Here is a 14,500-nt window from a genome sequence, read left to right as displayed (position 1 = left end):
GCCGCATGCTGCATAAAAAACGGGCATTCCGGCTTTTGGTGTATCCTATGGCCCATCGCAACAACGGCTTCACGCCAACTATGCCCGAGCACCCTGCTGACGTCCGTTCGGACGGCAAAACCCACCGGTCGCTGTTCGAACGGTTGACCGCACTGATTTCCCCTGAGCCCGAAAACCGCGCCGAACTGCTGGAAGTTCTGCACGACGCCCACGAACGCAACCTCATCGACGCCGACGCCCTGTCCATGATCGAGGGCGTATTCCAGGTGTCCGACCTGTCGGTGCGCGACATCATGATCCCGCGCTCCCAGATGGACGTGATCGACATCACGAAGCCCATCGAGGAATGGCTGCCGATCGTGCTGGAGACGGCTCACTCGCGCTTTCCCGCCATCGAGGGCGAGCGCGACAAGGTGGTCGGCATCCTGCTCGCCAAGGATTTGCTGCGCTACTACGCGGAAGAATCGTTCGACGTGCGCGACATGCTGCGCCCGGCGATCTTCATCCCCGAATCGAAGCGCCTGAACGTCCTCCTGCGCGACTTCCGCGCGAACCACAACCACATGGCCATCGTCGTCGACGAGTACAGCGGCGTGGCCGGCCTGATCACCATCGAGGACGTGCTGGAACAGATCGTCGGCGACATCGAGGACGAATACGACTTCGACGAGGAAGAGGACAACATCCTCTCGATCAAGGAAGGCCAGATCGGCCCCCGCTGGCGCGTGAAGGCGCTGACGGAGATCGAGCAGTTCAACGAAGAGATCGGCGTCGACCTGCCAGAGGACGACGTCGACACCATCGGCGGCCTCGTCGCCAGCCACCTGGGCCGCATGCCGCACAAGGGCGAGGTGTTCGACCTCGAGAACCTGCGCTTCGAGGTGCTGCGCGCCGACGCGCGCCAGATCCACGTGCTGCTGGTCGAAAAACTCCCCGCCAACGACGACGATCACGACTGACGCAGGTCCCGCATTGCTCGACTCCAGCCTGAACCTGCGGCGCCGCCGCAAGCCCGCCGTGGCGCCCGATCCCGCGCTGCGCGGCACGCGGCCGAGTATCGCCGGCCTCCTCGTCGCCGCCCTCGCGGGCGCTTGCAGCCTGTTCTCGTTCGAACCGTTCGGCTGGTGGCCGATCCAGTTCGTGGCGCTCGCCTACCTGTTCTACCAGGTCGGCATGGGCAGCTCGACCCGCCGCGCCGTGTTCCTCGGCTGGGCATTCGGCTTCGGCTGGTCCGTGGCCGGCATGCACTGGCTGTACATCGCGTTGAACCGCTTCGGCGGCCTGCCGGCCGTGCTGTCCGCCATCGCCATCGCGCTGCTGGGCCTGTACATGGGCCTGTTCGGCGCGTTCGCCGCGGGCGTGTCGTCCTGGCTGCGCAAGCGCTGGTCGCTGCCGGTCGCCGCCTTCCTGCTGCTCGTGTTCCCTGTCTGCTGGGGCGTATCGGAATGGATGCGCGGCTGGGTCTTTACCGGGTTTCCCTGGGCCGCATCCGGCTATGCGCACGTGACGGCGCCCCTCTCCGGCTTCGCGCCCATCGTCGGCGTGTACGGCATCGGCGTGCTGGTGGGCGTGTGCTCGGCGTGCATCGTGATGCTGACCCAGCGCCGCAAGCTACCCGCTATGGGCCTGTTCGCGGCGCTGCTGCTGGCCGGCTGGGGCCTGACTCACGTCGCGTGGACGGCACCTGCCGGCAAACCGCTCACCGTGCGCCTCGTGCAGGGGAACATCCGCCAGGACGAGAAATTCAGCGCCGAACACCTGGGCGACATCCTCGCGCGCTACCGCGCCATGATGACGGCCGCGCCGGCCGACCTGATCGCCGCGCCGGAGACGGCCGTCCCCGTGTTCCCGAACCAGCTGCCGCCGGACTACCTGCAGGCGTTCCGCGACTACGCGGCGCGCACGGGCAGCGCCTACCTGTTCGGCATCCCGCTGGCCGACAGCATGACGGTGTACGCGAACAGCGTGGCCGGCATCGGCCCGCAGGGACAAACCTACCGCTACGACAAGCAGCACCTGGTGCCGTTCGGGGAATTCATCCCGACGGGCTTCCGCTGGTTCACGGACCTGATGAACATCCCGCTGGGCGATTTCACGCGCGGGCCCGCCGTACAGGCGCCGTTCGCCGTGCGCGACCAGCTGGTGCTGCCGAACGTCTGCTACGAAGACGTGTTCGGCGAAGAGATCGCGCGCAACCTGCGCGAGGAGGCGCGTCCCGCCACCGTGCTGCTGAACGTGTCGAACCTCGCGTGGTACGGCGAATCGGTCGCGATCCCGCAGCACCTGCAGATCTCGCGCATGCGCACGCTGGAGACGGGCCGGCCGATGCTGCGCGCGACGAACAACGGCGCCACCGCCGTCATCGACGGCCGCGGCAACGTCACGGCGCTGCTGCCGTTCTACAGCCAGGGCACCCTGGCGGCGACGGTGCAGGGCATGGCCGGCAGCACGCCGTACGTCCGCTTCGGCAACCTGCTGTTCCTGGGACTGGGTGCCCTGTTGCTGGCGGGGGCCTGGTTCGCGGGACGGCGGCGGCAGACGACCGGATAATAAATAACGATTCACTTCAAGCCAACCAGCAAAAAACGCTAGAATTGGTGTTTTAGCAAACTCACCGTGTTCGCGCCCCGTGCGCGCGAAGCCTCGGCGCCAAGCCGCCAGCACACAGCCGATACTATGCTCACATTCCAACAAATCATCCTGACTCTGCAAACCTACTGGGACAAGCAGGGTTGCGCCCTGCTCCAGCCGTACGACATGGAAGTCGGCGCGGGCACGTTCCACACCGGTACCTTCCTGCGCGCGATCGGACCGGAACCCTGGCGCGCCGCCTACGTGCAGCCGTCGCGCCGCCCGAAGGATGGCCGCTACGGCGAGAACCCGAACCGCCTGCAGCACTACTACCAGTACCAGGTCGTGCTGAAGCCGGCGCCGGAAAACATCCTCGACCTGTACCTCGGTTCGCTGGAAGCGCTGGGCCTGGACCTGAAGAAGAACGATGTCCGCTTCGTCGAGGACGACTGGGAAAGCCCGACCTTGGGCGCCTGGGGCCTCGGCTGGGAAGTCTGGCTGAACGGCATGGAAGTCACCCAGTTCACGTATTTCCAGCAGGTCGGCGGCCTCGATTGCAAGCCCGTGCTGGGCGAGATCACGTACGGCATCGAGCGCCTGGCGATGTACCTGCAGGGCGTCGAGAACGTCTATGACCTCGTGTGGACGGAGTGGGAAGAGAACGGTGAAAAGAAAACGCTGAGCTACGGCGACGTCTTCCACCAGAACGAAGTCGAGCAGTCCACGTACAACTTCGAGCACTCGAACACGGACCTGCTGTTCCAGGCCTTCGCGAACCACGAGAGCGAGGCCAAGCGGCTAATCGAGCTGGCGCTCACCCTGCCCGCTTACGAGCAGATCATGAAGGCCTCGCACAGCTTCAACCTGCTGGACGCGCGCGGCGCCATCTCCGTCACCGAGCGCGCCGCCTACATCGGCCGAGTGCGCACCCTGTCGCGCCTCGTCGCCCAGGCCTATTACGATTCGCGCGAGAAGCTGGGCTTCCCGATGCTGCCGAAGGCCGCTGACGACGCAAGAGCCGCTGCCTGAGTCCAGAATAGAAGACATACATGATGAATCAAACACTACTCGTCGAACTGCAGACCGAAGAACTGCCGCCGAAAGCACTCGTGAAACTGGGCGCCGCTTTCGCCAGCGGCATCGCGAACGGCCTGAAGGCCCGTGACTTCCTCGGCGCCGACAGCGTCGTCACGTCGTACGCCACGCCGCGCCGCCTGGCCGTGTCGATCACGAACGTGCGCGGCACGTCGCCGGACAAGACCATCCGCGAAAAAATCCTGCCGGTGACGGTCGCCCTCGACAAGGACGGCAACCCGACCGCGCCGCTGGCCAAGAAGCTCGCGGCCCTCGGCTTCCCCGACCTGCAGATCGCCGACCTGGAACGCGCGCAGGACGGCAAGGCCGACAGCTTCTTCTACACGTACACGGCACCGGGCAGCGAGCTCGCCGCCGGCCTGCAACCCGTGCTGGAAGAGACGGTCGCCAAGCTGCCGATCCCGAAAGTGATGAGCTACCAGCGCCCGGACGGCGCCACCGTGCAGTTCGTGCGCCCCGTGCACTCGCTGCTGGCGCTCTTCGGCGACACCATCGTGCCGCTGTCGCTGCTGGGCCTCCACGCGGGCCGCACCACGCTGGGCCACCGCTTCCTGTCGAACGGCCATCCGTTCGACATTCCGCATGCCGACGTCTACAACGAATTGCTGAAGGTATTCGGCAAGGTCGTCGCCAATGCCGAGGAACGCAAGGAATCGATCCGCACCCAGTTGCTGGCCAAGGCCGGCGCCGACCAGGTCTTGATGCCGGAATCGCTGCTGGACGAAGTCGCCGCGCTCGTCGAATGGCCCGTCGTCTACGAATGCCGGTTCGAGGACGTGTTCCTGTCCGTGCCGCAGGAATGCCTGATCCTGACGATGCAGACGAACCAGAAGTACTTCGCGCTGACGGACTCGAACGGCAAGCTGCGCTCGCGCTTCCTGATCGTCTCGAACCTCGCGACCGACGACCCGTCCGCCATCATCGGCGGCAACGAGCGCGTCGTGCGCCCGCGCCTGTCGGACGCCAAGTTCTTCTTCGAGCAGGACAAGAAGAAGTCGCTGGAATCGCGCCTGCCGCTGCTGGCGAACGTCGTCTACCACAACAAGCTGGGCACGCAGGCCGAGCGCACGCAGCGCGTCACGCGCCTCGCGGGCGCCATCGCGCGCCGCCTCGGCTACGACGTGCTGCTGGCCGAACGCGGCGCACAGCTGGCGAAGGCCGACCTGCTGACCGACATGGTCGGCGAGTTCCCCGAACTGCAAGGCATCATGGGCACGTACTACGCCCGCAACGACGGCGAGCACGAGGAAGTCGCGCTGGCCGCGTCCGAGCACTACCAGCCCCGCTTTTCGGGCGACGCGCTGCCGTCGACGAACACCGGTCTCGCCGTCGCGCTGGCCGACAAGCTGGAAACGCTCGTGGGCATCTGGTCGATCGGCCTGCAGCCGACCGGCGAGAAGGACCCGTTCGCGCTGCGCCGCCACGCGCTGGGCGTGATGCGCATGCTGGTCGAGAAACGCCTGCCGCTCGCGCTGTCGGACCTGTTGAAGGATGCCGCCGGCGTGTTCGACTACATGCCGACGTTCAAGGATCCGACGGCGGACGTCACCGCGTTCATGCTGGACCGCCTGCGCGGCCTGCTGCGCGACCGCGGCTTCGCGCCGAACGAAGTGGAAGCCGTGCTGGCGCAGAACCCGGACCGCGTGGACGACGTCGTGCAGCGCCTGGAAGCCGTGCAGGCGTTCGCCGCGCTGCCGGAGTCCGCATCGCTGGCCGCCGCCAACAAACGCATCTCCAACATCCTCAAGAAGAATGAGGAAGCCCTGGCCCAGGCGGGCAAGGTCGATGCGGCGCTGCTGCAGGACGCCGCCGAGAAGGCGCTGTACGCGAGCGTGCAACGCGTGCAGCCCGAGGTCGACGCGGCGTTCGAGCGCGGCGACTTCACGGGCACCTTGAAGACGCTGGCGCAGCTGCGCGACAACGTGGACGCGTTCTTCAACGACGTGATGGTGATGGCCGACGACGTCGCGCTGCGTAACAACCGCCTGGCCCTGCTGGCCATCCTGCACCGCATGATGAACCGCGTGGCCGACATCTCCAAGCTGGCAGCGTAATCGCAATGAAGCTGATCATCCTCGACAGGGACGGCGTCATCAACCATGACTCCCCCGAATTCATCAAGTCGCCGGCGGAGTGGATTCCGATCCCGGGCTCGCTGGAGGCCATCGCGCGCCTGAACCAGGCCGGCTACCGCGTCGTCATTGCGTCGAACCAGTCGGGCATCGCGCGCGAGCTGTTCGACATCGCCACGCTGAACGCGATCCACCAGAAACTGCACGCGAGCGCGCAGCTGGTCGGCGCGGACATCGATGCGATCTTCTTCTGCCCGCACGCGGCAATCGACAACTGCGACTGCCGCAAGCCGAAGGCCGGGATGTTCGAGGAAATCAGCAAGCGCTTCAAGCTCAGTCTGAAGGGCGTGCCGACGGTGGGTGACTCGCTGCGCGACCTGCAGGCCGGCTTCATCTGCGGCTGCGTGCCCTACCTGGTCCTCACGGGCAAGGGCGAGAAGACGCACGCGACGGGCGGCCTGCCGCCCGGCACGCAAGTCTTCCCCGATCTCGCCGCGATGGTCGATGCCTTCCTGAAGACGACGGCCGCGCCCAGCGCTGCGTCCGCGACGAGCGCCTGAGCGCGCTGCCCCTGCCCTGGAGACCACGTCTTTGCGTACTGCTGCCCTGTTTCTGCGTTCCCTGTTCTTTGCGATCGTCATGACGGTCGCCACGGTCGTCTGGGCCTGCGTCTGCTTCCTCGCGGCGCCGTTCCCGTACCGGACCCGTTTCTTCGTCACGTCGCGCTGGAACGTCTTCATCATCTGGTGCGCCCGCGTCATCTGCGGCATCCGCTACCAGGTGAAAGGCTACGAGAACCTGCCGGCCCAGCCGGCGATCCTGCTGTCGAAGCACCAGTCGGCGTGGGAGACGATCTTCATGCTGCCGAATATGAAGCGGCCGCTCGTGTACGTCTTCAAGAAGGAGATCCTGTACATCCCGTTCTTCGGCTGGGGCATGGCGCTGCTGCGCATGATCCCGATCGACCGCAGCAAGGGCAAGCGCGCGTTCGCGCACGTCGTCAAGAACGGCAAGGCGCGCCTTGCGGACGGCATGTCGATCATCATGTTCCCCGAAGGGACGCGCATCCCTGTTGGTCAGAAAGGACAGTACAAGAGCGGCGGCACGCGCCTGGCGATCGAGACAGGTGCGAGTGTCGTGCCGATCGCGCATAATTCAGGTGAGTGCTGGCCGAAGAACTCGTTCATCAAGCGGCCGGGTCTCATCACGGTCTCGATCGGCAAGCCGATTTCGCCGGAAAACCACACTCCCGACAGTCTGATGCAAGAGGTCGAAAATTGGATAGAATCGGAAATGCGCGTCATTTCGCCCCACGCCTATTCAGGTACTTGAACGAATTGGGCGCGCAGACCCAAGCATCATCGAAGCCGCCCACCATGACCTTCCCCAAGACCGACGCGAACCAGCTGGAGCTCTTTGCGCCCAGGCCGGCGCCCGCGCCGGCACCGGCCGCCAAGCCCGTGCCGCCGGCCCCGCTGTTCAAGGCACCGCCGGTGCCGACCCGCACCCTGCCCATTCCCCCCGTCGGCCCGAACGACCCGCCGCTGCGGCGCATCCAGCTCGGATCGCACACCGTGCACTACGCGCTGCGCCGCTCCGCGCGCCGCTCGCACGGCTTCATGGTCTGCGACGACGGGCTGTTCGTCACGTCGCCGAACCGCGCGCCGCTGGACGACATCGAACGCGCGATCCGCGCCAAGCAGCGCTGGATCCTCACCAAGCTGTTCGAGCGGGGCGAACGCAGCGCCCAGCGTGCGCAGCGCGCGCCCGTGGAATGGGTCGACGGCGCGCAGCTGCCCTACCTGGGTGCCGACATCACCTTGCGCCTGGAACCGGCCGCGCGCAGCCACTGCGTCTACGATGCCGACACGCGCACGCTGCATCTGGGCGTGACGCCGGGCCTCGAGACGTGGCAGGTCCGCGCGCGCGTGAAGCTGTGGTTCCAGGACGAGGCCAGGCGCCTGTTCGGCGAACGCCTCGACCTGTACGCGCCGCGCGTGGGCGTCGCGTACAACGCGTTCGCGATCTCGTCGGCCGGCACGCGCTGGGGCTCGTGCACGGTGGCGGGGAACATCCGGCTGAACTGGAAACTGGTGCACTACCCGCTCGCGCTGCTGGACTACGTGGTCGTGCACGAACTGGCGCACCTGCGCGAGATGAACCACAGCCCCGCGTTCTGGGCCGTCGTGGGCAGCGTCTTTCCGGATTACGATGGCGCCAAGGCGGCGCTCAAGAAGCGGTCGGTGGAGATGCCGGTGCTGTTCCCGGACGAATGACGTGATGTTCGGTTGACGTGTCCACGGAAACGTTCGCGATCCGCACACCTACGCGTGGGCTCGGGGAGCCCACCCTACCGCATCGACAAATCGTAGGGTGGGCACCCCGTGCCCACGCGGACGCTCGCAATCCGTTGGCGCGACAAATTACGAAGCGCGGAACTGGAGCTCGCCCGCCGCGCGCGCCTCGACGATCCCGCGCATCGCGTTGACCTCGTCCTTGTTCAGGCACCGGAACGGAATGGGCAGCGTCCCCCGCTTCAAAATCATCATGAAGCCGCTCGAATACGTGCGGATGCGCTGCACGTCGCTCCAGTCGATCAGGCTCACGCCCGTATCGCTCGTGCGCACGATGCCGTGCCGGTCAATCTGGAATTCGTACGTGCGCTTCCCCCGCTGCAGCAGCACGAAATGCGTGGCGGCCGACAGCGTACTTTTCAGGCGCAGGTAGATCCCCATCGGCCAGCGGATGTGCCGGCGGCGGATCAGGTAGCCGCCGTGTTCCCACATGAAGCCGACGTATTCCGCGAACGAGTAGCGCACCCAGAAGTGCAGGCTGCAGCGCTCCGCGGGCGGATGCACGACCGGGATGGTGGCCGCCGGCATCGCGTCGGCGCCAAGATCCCCGGTGTCCGGCTGGTCCAGCAATGCGGCCCCGCCATCCACGTTGCCGGCCGCTCGCGAGCGATTTGACCACAACATGTGCATCCCCTTTCGTTTTCTAATCTAAAGAGAATGGTAACAAAAGCTAGGCAATAATTCGTTGCAAGAGTTCAACAGTGCGCACTGTTGCGCCGCGGTGGCGGGCGGCGAAGGCCAGCGCGTGCGCGCCCATCGCGGCGCGGCGCGCGTCGTCGTCGAGCAGGCCGGCGGCCGCGCGCACGAGCGCCGCGGCGTCGGCCACGCGCAGCGCGCCGCCCGCGGCGACGGCTTCCTCGGTCGCCTGCAGGAAGTTGAAGGTGTGCTCGCCCACGAGCACGGGCTTGCCGAGCGCGCAGGCCTCGATCAGGTTCTGGCCGCCCAGCGGCAGCAGGCTGCCGCCGATGAACGCGCAGTCGCAGGCCGCGTAGTAGGCGAACATCTCTCCCATCGAATCGCCCAGCAGCACGTCGGTGTCCACACTGTCCGGCAAAGCCGACCTGCGCGCCAGCGTGAAGCCGCGGTCCTCGACCATGCGCGCGACCTCGTCGAAACGCTGCGGGTGGCGCGGCACCAGCACGAGCAGCATGCCGGCCGGGCGCCCGTCCATGTCCCGGTAGGCGTCGAGGATGAGCGCCTCCTCGCCCTCGCGCGTGGACGCGCACAGCAGCACGGGACGGCCGCCGAACCGCGCGCGCAACATGGCGCCCGAGTCCAGCGCGGCCTGCGGCGGCACGACGTCGAACTTGATGCTGCCCGTGACGGCGACGTTGGGCGCGCCCAGCGACGCGATGCGCGCGGCGTCGGCTTCCGTCTGCGCCGCCACGAGCCTGATGGCACGGGCCGCATCCGTCATCAAGGTGCCGATCTTGCGGCCGCGGCGCAGCGACCGCTCCGACAGGCGCGCGTTGACGAGCGCCACCGGCACCTTGGTCGCGGCGCAGCCGTGGATCAGGTTCGGCCACACTTCCGTCTCCATCAGGACGCAGGCGGCGGGCTGGAAATGACGGAGGAAACGGCCGACCATGAAGCCCGTGTCGTACGGCAGGAACGACTGGATCACGCGGTCGCCATGGTGCGCGAAGAGCGAGCGGCCGGTGGCGCGGCCCGTCGGCGTCATGTGCGTGAGCAGGATGCGGCAATCGGGCCGCGCGGCCAGCAGCGCTTCGACGAGGGGTTCCGCCGCGCGCGTCTCGCCGACGGACACGGCGTGCACCATGATCGTGGGACGCTTGTCGGCCGTGCGCCCGTAGAAGCCCAGGCGCTCGCCGAGGTGCGTGCGGTAGCCGGGTTCGCGCCGGCCGCGCCACCACAGGCGGCCCAGCACGAGCGGAAGCGCCAGCCACCACATCAGCGAATACAGCACGCGCATCAACGCTGCTCCAGCAGGCGGCGCGCGGCGGCCGTGACGTCGGCCACGGTCGGCGGCGCGCCCGTGTCTCCCAGGTTGACGATGCGCGGCGACCAGTTGCCCTCCGTCTTCCAGCGCGGCGAATCGGCGTAAATCTCGACCGTCGGCCGCACGAAGGCAGCGGCGATGTGCGTGAGGCCCGTGTCGACGCCGACGGCGAGCGCCGCGTGGCGCGCCAGTTCCACCGCGTCCATCATCGACAACTTCGGCAGCACGCGCGCATGCGGCAGCGCGCCGGCAAGGTGCTCGGCCTCCTCCTTCTCGCGCGGCGAACCCCATGGCAGCAGGATCGTCAGCGGCGCCAGCGCCTTGCCGAGCGCGATCCAGTGCGCCGCCGGCCATTTCTTGGCATCGCGCGCCGTCCCGTGGAAGAACACGGCGTAGTCGCCAGCCGGCATCCATGCGGGACGCGCCCCGGTGTCCGGCGCCGGCAGGCCGAAATCGGGCGGCGTGTCGACGGCATAGCCCAGCGCCGCCGCCACGACCTCGCGCCCGCGCGCCACCGCGTGCGTGCGCGGCGCAACAGGGATGCTGCGGCTGTGGAAGATGCGCGAGACGCCTTCGTAGCCCGAATCCTCGGTGCCGTTGGCCATGCCCACCTTCTGACCGGCACGGGCGCAGGCCATCACGATGCCCGTCTTGATCAGGCCCTGCGTGTCGAATACATAGTCGTACCGCTCGGCGCGCAAGTCGCGGAAGAAGCCGGAGAGTTCCGCGCGCACGGCCGCGTTACCGAGGCCCTTGCGCCAGCGCCGCAGCGCGATCGGAATCACCTTGCGCACGTGCGGGTTGAGCTTCACGAGGCTCACGTAGCCCTCTTCCACCACCCAGTCCACCTGGGCATCCGGAAAGTGGCGCCGGATGTCGGCCACGATCGGGAGATTGTGCAGGACGTCGCCCAGCGACGACACCCGCACCAGCAGTATCTTCATCAGAACGGCAGCTTCGCGTCGGGCTTGGCGGCCAGGATCACGCGGGCGAACCCTTTCTGGATGCGGTCGAGGGCCTGCGGGTTCTCGCCCTCGAAGCGCAGCACGACGACGGGCGTCGTGTTGGAGCCGCGCGCCAGGCCGAAGCCGTCCGGGTATTCCACGCGCAGGCCGTCGATGTCGACGATGCGGTCGGCACCGGGGAATTCCGCTTCGGCGCGCAACTTGTCGATCAGCGCGAAGTTCTCGCCTTCCTTCAGGTGCAGGTGCAGCTCGGGCGTGCTCGATGCGATCGGCAGGGCATTCAGCAGCGCCGACGGGTCGGCTTCGCGCGTGAGGATCTCGAGCAGGCGCGCGCCCGTGTACAGGCCGTCGTCGAAGCCGTACCAGCGGTCCTTCCAGAAGATGTGGCCGCTCATCTCGCCGCCCAGCGGAGCGCCCGTCTCCTTCAGCTTGGCCTTGACGAGCGAGTGGCCCGTCTTCCACATCAGCGGCCGGCCGCCGTGCTGCTCGATCCAGGGGCCCAGATGGCGCGTGCATTTCACGTCGTACAGGATCTCGGCGCCCGGGTTGCGCGCCAGGACGTCTTGCGAGAACAGCATCATCTGGCGGTCCGGGAAGATGATCTGGCCATCCTTCGTGACGACGCCCAGGCGGTCACCGTCGCCGTCGAACGCGAGGCCGATCTCGGCGTCCGTCGTTTTCAGGCATGCGATCAGGTCCTGCAGGTTTTCCGGGTGCGCCGGGTCCGGGTGGTGGTTCGGGAAGTGGCCGTCGACGTCGCAGAACAGTTCGATGACGTCGCAACCCATGGCGCGGAACAGATCGCCCGCAACCATGCCCGCCACGCCATTGCCGCAGTCGACGGCAATCTTGATGGGGCGCGCGATCTTGACGTCGCCGACGATGCGCTCGACGTAGGCGGACTTGATGTCGTGGGTCGAATAACTGCCCGGCCTGGCGGCGGCCTGGAAGTCGTCGCGTTCGATGGCCTGGTACAGCGCCTGGATGGCGTCGCCGTAGATCGCCTCGCCGGCGAGGACCATCTTGAAGCCGTTGTAGTCGGGCGGGTTGTGGCTGCCGGTGACCATGATGCCCGAGCGCGCGTTCAGCACGTTGGTCGCGAAATAGACCATCGGCGTGGCGACGATGCCGAGATCGACGACGTCGACGCCGGCGGCCTGCAGGCCTTGTGCGAGCGCCTGCGCGAGGTCCGGGCCGGACAGGCGGCCGTCGCGGCCGATGATCACGGTACGCTCTCCCTTGGCCAGTGCGGCGGCGCCGAAGGCCTGGCCGATGCGCCGTGCGATGCCCGCGTCGAGCGTGCTGCCGATCACGCCGCGGATGTCATAAGCCTTGAAGATCGTTTTCGAGAGAGGAACCATGAAGTATCTACCTTGCAGGACGGGGCGTTCGCATGCATGTGCGCGCATTGCGACCGCCGCTGGGATCGGATGAATGTCGAAAAAGGGATATTGTAACGGCAACGAGAGGCCGCGGGGCCCGATTGCCGGCGTTTGCGTGCCGCGGACGCGGTGCGCAAAGTGCACAAGAAGGCGAGCCGCGAATGCGGGCGCCCGGAAACCGCATTACGCCGGATGGGAGTCCGGTGCAATGGCTATTCGGGAGCCCCACCCTGGCGCGAGCGCTCCCCGGTAAAACAAACTGCGCGACTACGCGGAATCAGACGCGCAGTTTGTCCAGCGATTTACCGCCTTCGACCCATTCCTTGACCCATTTCGGCTGGCGGCCGCGGCCGGTCCACTGCTGCGACGCATTGTCCGGATTGCGATAACGGACAGCGACGGTGCCCGTATTTCCGCCCGATTTGCCGCTACGGCCGCTGGCGCTCATCAGGTCTTTCAAAGGCACGCCCACGCTCTGCGCGATGGCCAGGATCTGCTCGCGTGCTTTTTGCACCTCCTGCACCTCACGTTTCTTCATCTCCTGCTTGATCTGCTCCTGCAGATTGCGCAAATCGCCCAAGGACATATTAGACAGATCCATCTTGGTTCCTTTATAAGTAGAGTCGGTGTGATGGGATTTTATCGAATAATCGCCATTTATCGCAATATACTACAACTGAAATTTCTTCAGTGTTTTTTGTGCCAAATCAGCCAGCGCGGCGACTTGAATCTGACGATACGTGCGTACAACCACACGTAGCTGATAATGAACAGCAAGCAGAAGAATATCAAGATTCCGGTATTCCGCCAGAACACGGTTGCCGGGATAACGGCGGTGAGCGAAAACAACCACAAGTAAGGCGACGTCCGTGCATTTCTTTTCATCAGCGCCCGGGCTTCCTTGCGACCGACGGTCCATTGGACGATGCGCCGGAAAATGAGGCTGTGAAGGTGGATTCCGTCCGGCATTGTAGGAGATTTCCCACGTACAAACATGCGACGATAAGCGGAGAAAATGGTTTCGAATGCCGGATAAATCAGCAGCAATATGGCATACCAGGTCGAGACCTGCGGATTGCGCATCACGAGTAGCAGCGCCAGTTCCCCCAGCATGAATCCGATGAAATAGGCACCGCCGTCGCCGAGGAAGATGAGGCCGGCGGGATAATTCCAGATCAGGAAACCGGCCGTCGCGCCAGCCACCGTCAGCGCGGACACGAGCACGAACATGTCCCCGACCTGCCAGCCCACGTACGCGAGCGAAAACAACATGAAGATCGTGACGACGCTGGCCAGGCCGTTGAAACCGTCGATGATGTTGACCGCATTCGCAATACCGGCAACGGCCAGCACGGTTAGCGGCAATACGAGCCACGGCGAATCCAGGTGCCACGTGCCGAAGGGCATATCGAGGCGAACGATTTGCGCGCGCACTACCAGATAGCCGAGCAGCGCCGCCACCATGGTCAATATCAGGCGACGCGACGGACGGACGTTGCCCGTATAGTCTTCGACGATACCGCCGGCGAATGCGATCGCCGAACAGCCCAGCAGCGTCATCAGCCAAAAGCCGAGATCCGGTACCCGCCATACGGAAATGCAGGCGGTCAGCACGACGGCAAAAAAGATCGGCAATCCACCAATGCGAGGCACCGCATGCAGATGCACCTTCTGCACGCCGTCGAAATTATCGTCCAGTGCGGGACTGTGCAATTTCGAATGCTTGACGACGAGGAGCGTCAGCAATGCGGAAGCGAAAAAACTTACGATGAAGGAAAACATCTTATTATTTTTAAAATGCAAGATCCCGCTGGCGAAATGCCTTGGTCCGGAAAAACCAGTACCGCGTGTCCGATTCCTGGCGATGAAGAAGGCAAACTGTGCCATTGTACCGGAATGGCATCCGGCAATCGGCCCCTCAGTTTACGTGTGCGGGCCCGGGTCCGATTGAGGGAAATGAAACATGCGATGCCGCGCAATCGACAAGAAAATTTACAATCAGTAATAGATATCGCCGCAACGGCCTCGTGCACGAAACCCGCGCAAATCAATTAGTATCGATCCTGCAAAAACAGAATCCGGGAGATTCGCCGTTCCGTCC

13 protein-coding genes are annotated in these 14,500 nt (G+C 65.6%); 7 read left to right on the top strand and 6 right to left on the bottom strand.

Annotated features, from left to right (window positions below; all coding sequences use genetic code 11):
• Positions 1-80 precede the first annotated feature (80 nt).
• From HAV22_RS27650 to HAV22_RS27620, 7 genes are all read left to right on the top strand, one after another.
• Complete coding sequence (locus tag HAV22_RS27650) at positions 81-959, top strand: CorC family transporter (RefSeq protein ID WP_166864124.1); 879 nt, start codon at positions 81-83, stop codon at positions 957-959.
• A gap of 13 nt (positions 960-972) precedes the next feature.
• Positions 973-2,550, top strand: a complete 1,578-nt coding sequence (gene lnt / locus HAV22_RS27645) for an apolipoprotein N-acyltransferase (RefSeq protein WP_229421461.1) — start codon at positions 973-975, stop codon at positions 2,548-2,550.
• A gap of 126 nt (positions 2,551-2,676) precedes the next feature.
• Entirely contained in the window at positions 2,677-3,600 is a 924-nt protein-coding gene (gene glyQ, locus HAV22_RS27640) for a glycine--tRNA ligase subunit alpha (RefSeq protein WP_166863978.1), read from the top strand.
• Positions 3,601-3,623: 23 nt separating this feature from the next.
• On the top strand, positions 3,624-5,720 hold the full coding sequence (gene glyS, locus HAV22_RS27635; protein WP_166864119.1) for a glycine--tRNA ligase subunit beta: 2,097 nt from the start codon (positions 3,624-3,626) through the stop codon (positions 5,718-5,720).
• A 5-nt stretch (positions 5,721-5,725) separates the two neighbouring features.
• Positions 5,726-6,298: a D-glycero-beta-D-manno-heptose 1,7-bisphosphate 7-phosphatase gene (gene gmhB, locus HAV22_RS27630; RefSeq protein WP_166863975.1), complete on the top strand. Its 573-nt coding sequence runs from the start codon at positions 5,726-5,728 to the stop codon at positions 6,296-6,298.
• Positions 6,299-6,329: 31 nt separating this feature from the next.
• Entirely contained in the window at positions 6,330-7,070 is a 741-nt protein-coding gene (locus HAV22_RS27625) for a lysophospholipid acyltransferase family protein (protein ID WP_166863971.1), read from the top strand.
• 44 nt (positions 7,071-7,114) lie between these two features.
• A complete protein-coding gene (locus tag HAV22_RS27620; protein WP_166863969.1) occupies positions 7,115-8,014 on the top strand; it encodes a M48 family metallopeptidase in 900 nt (299 codons plus the stop codon).
• A 147-nt stretch (positions 8,015-8,161) separates the two neighbouring features.
• Here HAV22_RS27620 and HAV22_RS27615 read toward each other — a convergent pair whose 3' ends face one another.
• From HAV22_RS27615 to HAV22_RS27590, 6 genes are all read right to left on the bottom strand, one after another.
• Complete coding sequence (locus HAV22_RS27615; RefSeq protein WP_229421460.1) at positions 8,162-8,716, bottom strand: YcxB family protein; 555 nt, start codon at positions 8,714-8,716, stop codon at positions 8,162-8,164.
• 46 nt (positions 8,717-8,762) lie between these two features.
• On the bottom strand, positions 8,763-10,025 hold the full coding sequence (gene waaA / locus HAV22_RS27610; protein ID WP_166863966.1) for a lipid IV(A) 3-deoxy-D-manno-octulosonic acid transferase: 1,263 nt from the start codon (positions 10,023-10,025) through the stop codon (positions 8,763-8,765).
• Positions 10,025-10,996, bottom strand: coding sequence for a lipopolysaccharide heptosyltransferase I (gene waaC / locus HAV22_RS27605; protein ID WP_166863964.1), 972 nt, complete (start codon positions 10,994-10,996; stop codon positions 10,025-10,027). The genes waaA and waaC overlap by 1 nt, the downstream gene beginning before the upstream one ends.
• The gene (locus HAV22_RS27600; protein ID WP_166863961.1) at positions 10,996-12,378 is read right to left on the bottom strand and encodes a phosphomannomutase/phosphoglucomutase; all 1,383 of its coding nucleotides are present in this window, start codon (positions 12,376-12,378) and stop codon (positions 10,996-10,998) included. Before HAV22_RS27600 ends, waaC begins: the two co-directional genes overlap by 1 nt.
• A gap of 298 nt (positions 12,379-12,676) precedes the next feature.
• Positions 12,677-13,000: an H-NS histone family protein gene (locus tag HAV22_RS27595; RefSeq protein WP_166863959.1), complete on the bottom strand. Its 324-nt coding sequence runs from the start codon at positions 12,998-13,000 to the stop codon at positions 12,677-12,679.
• An 86-nt stretch (positions 13,001-13,086) separates the two neighbouring features.
• A complete protein-coding gene (locus tag HAV22_RS27590) occupies positions 13,087-14,181 on the bottom strand; it encodes a glycosyltransferase family 4 protein (RefSeq protein ID WP_166864113.1) in 1,095 nt (364 codons plus the stop codon).
• Between the last annotated feature and the right edge of the window lie 319 nt (positions 14,182-14,500).

The sequence above is a fragment of the Telluria antibiotica genome (assembly GCF_011682055.1).
Lineage (GTDB): Bacteria > Pseudomonadota > Gammaproteobacteria > Burkholderiales > Burkholderiaceae_D > Telluria > Telluria antibiotica.
This window is presented reverse-complemented; position numbering and strand designations above follow the sequence as displayed.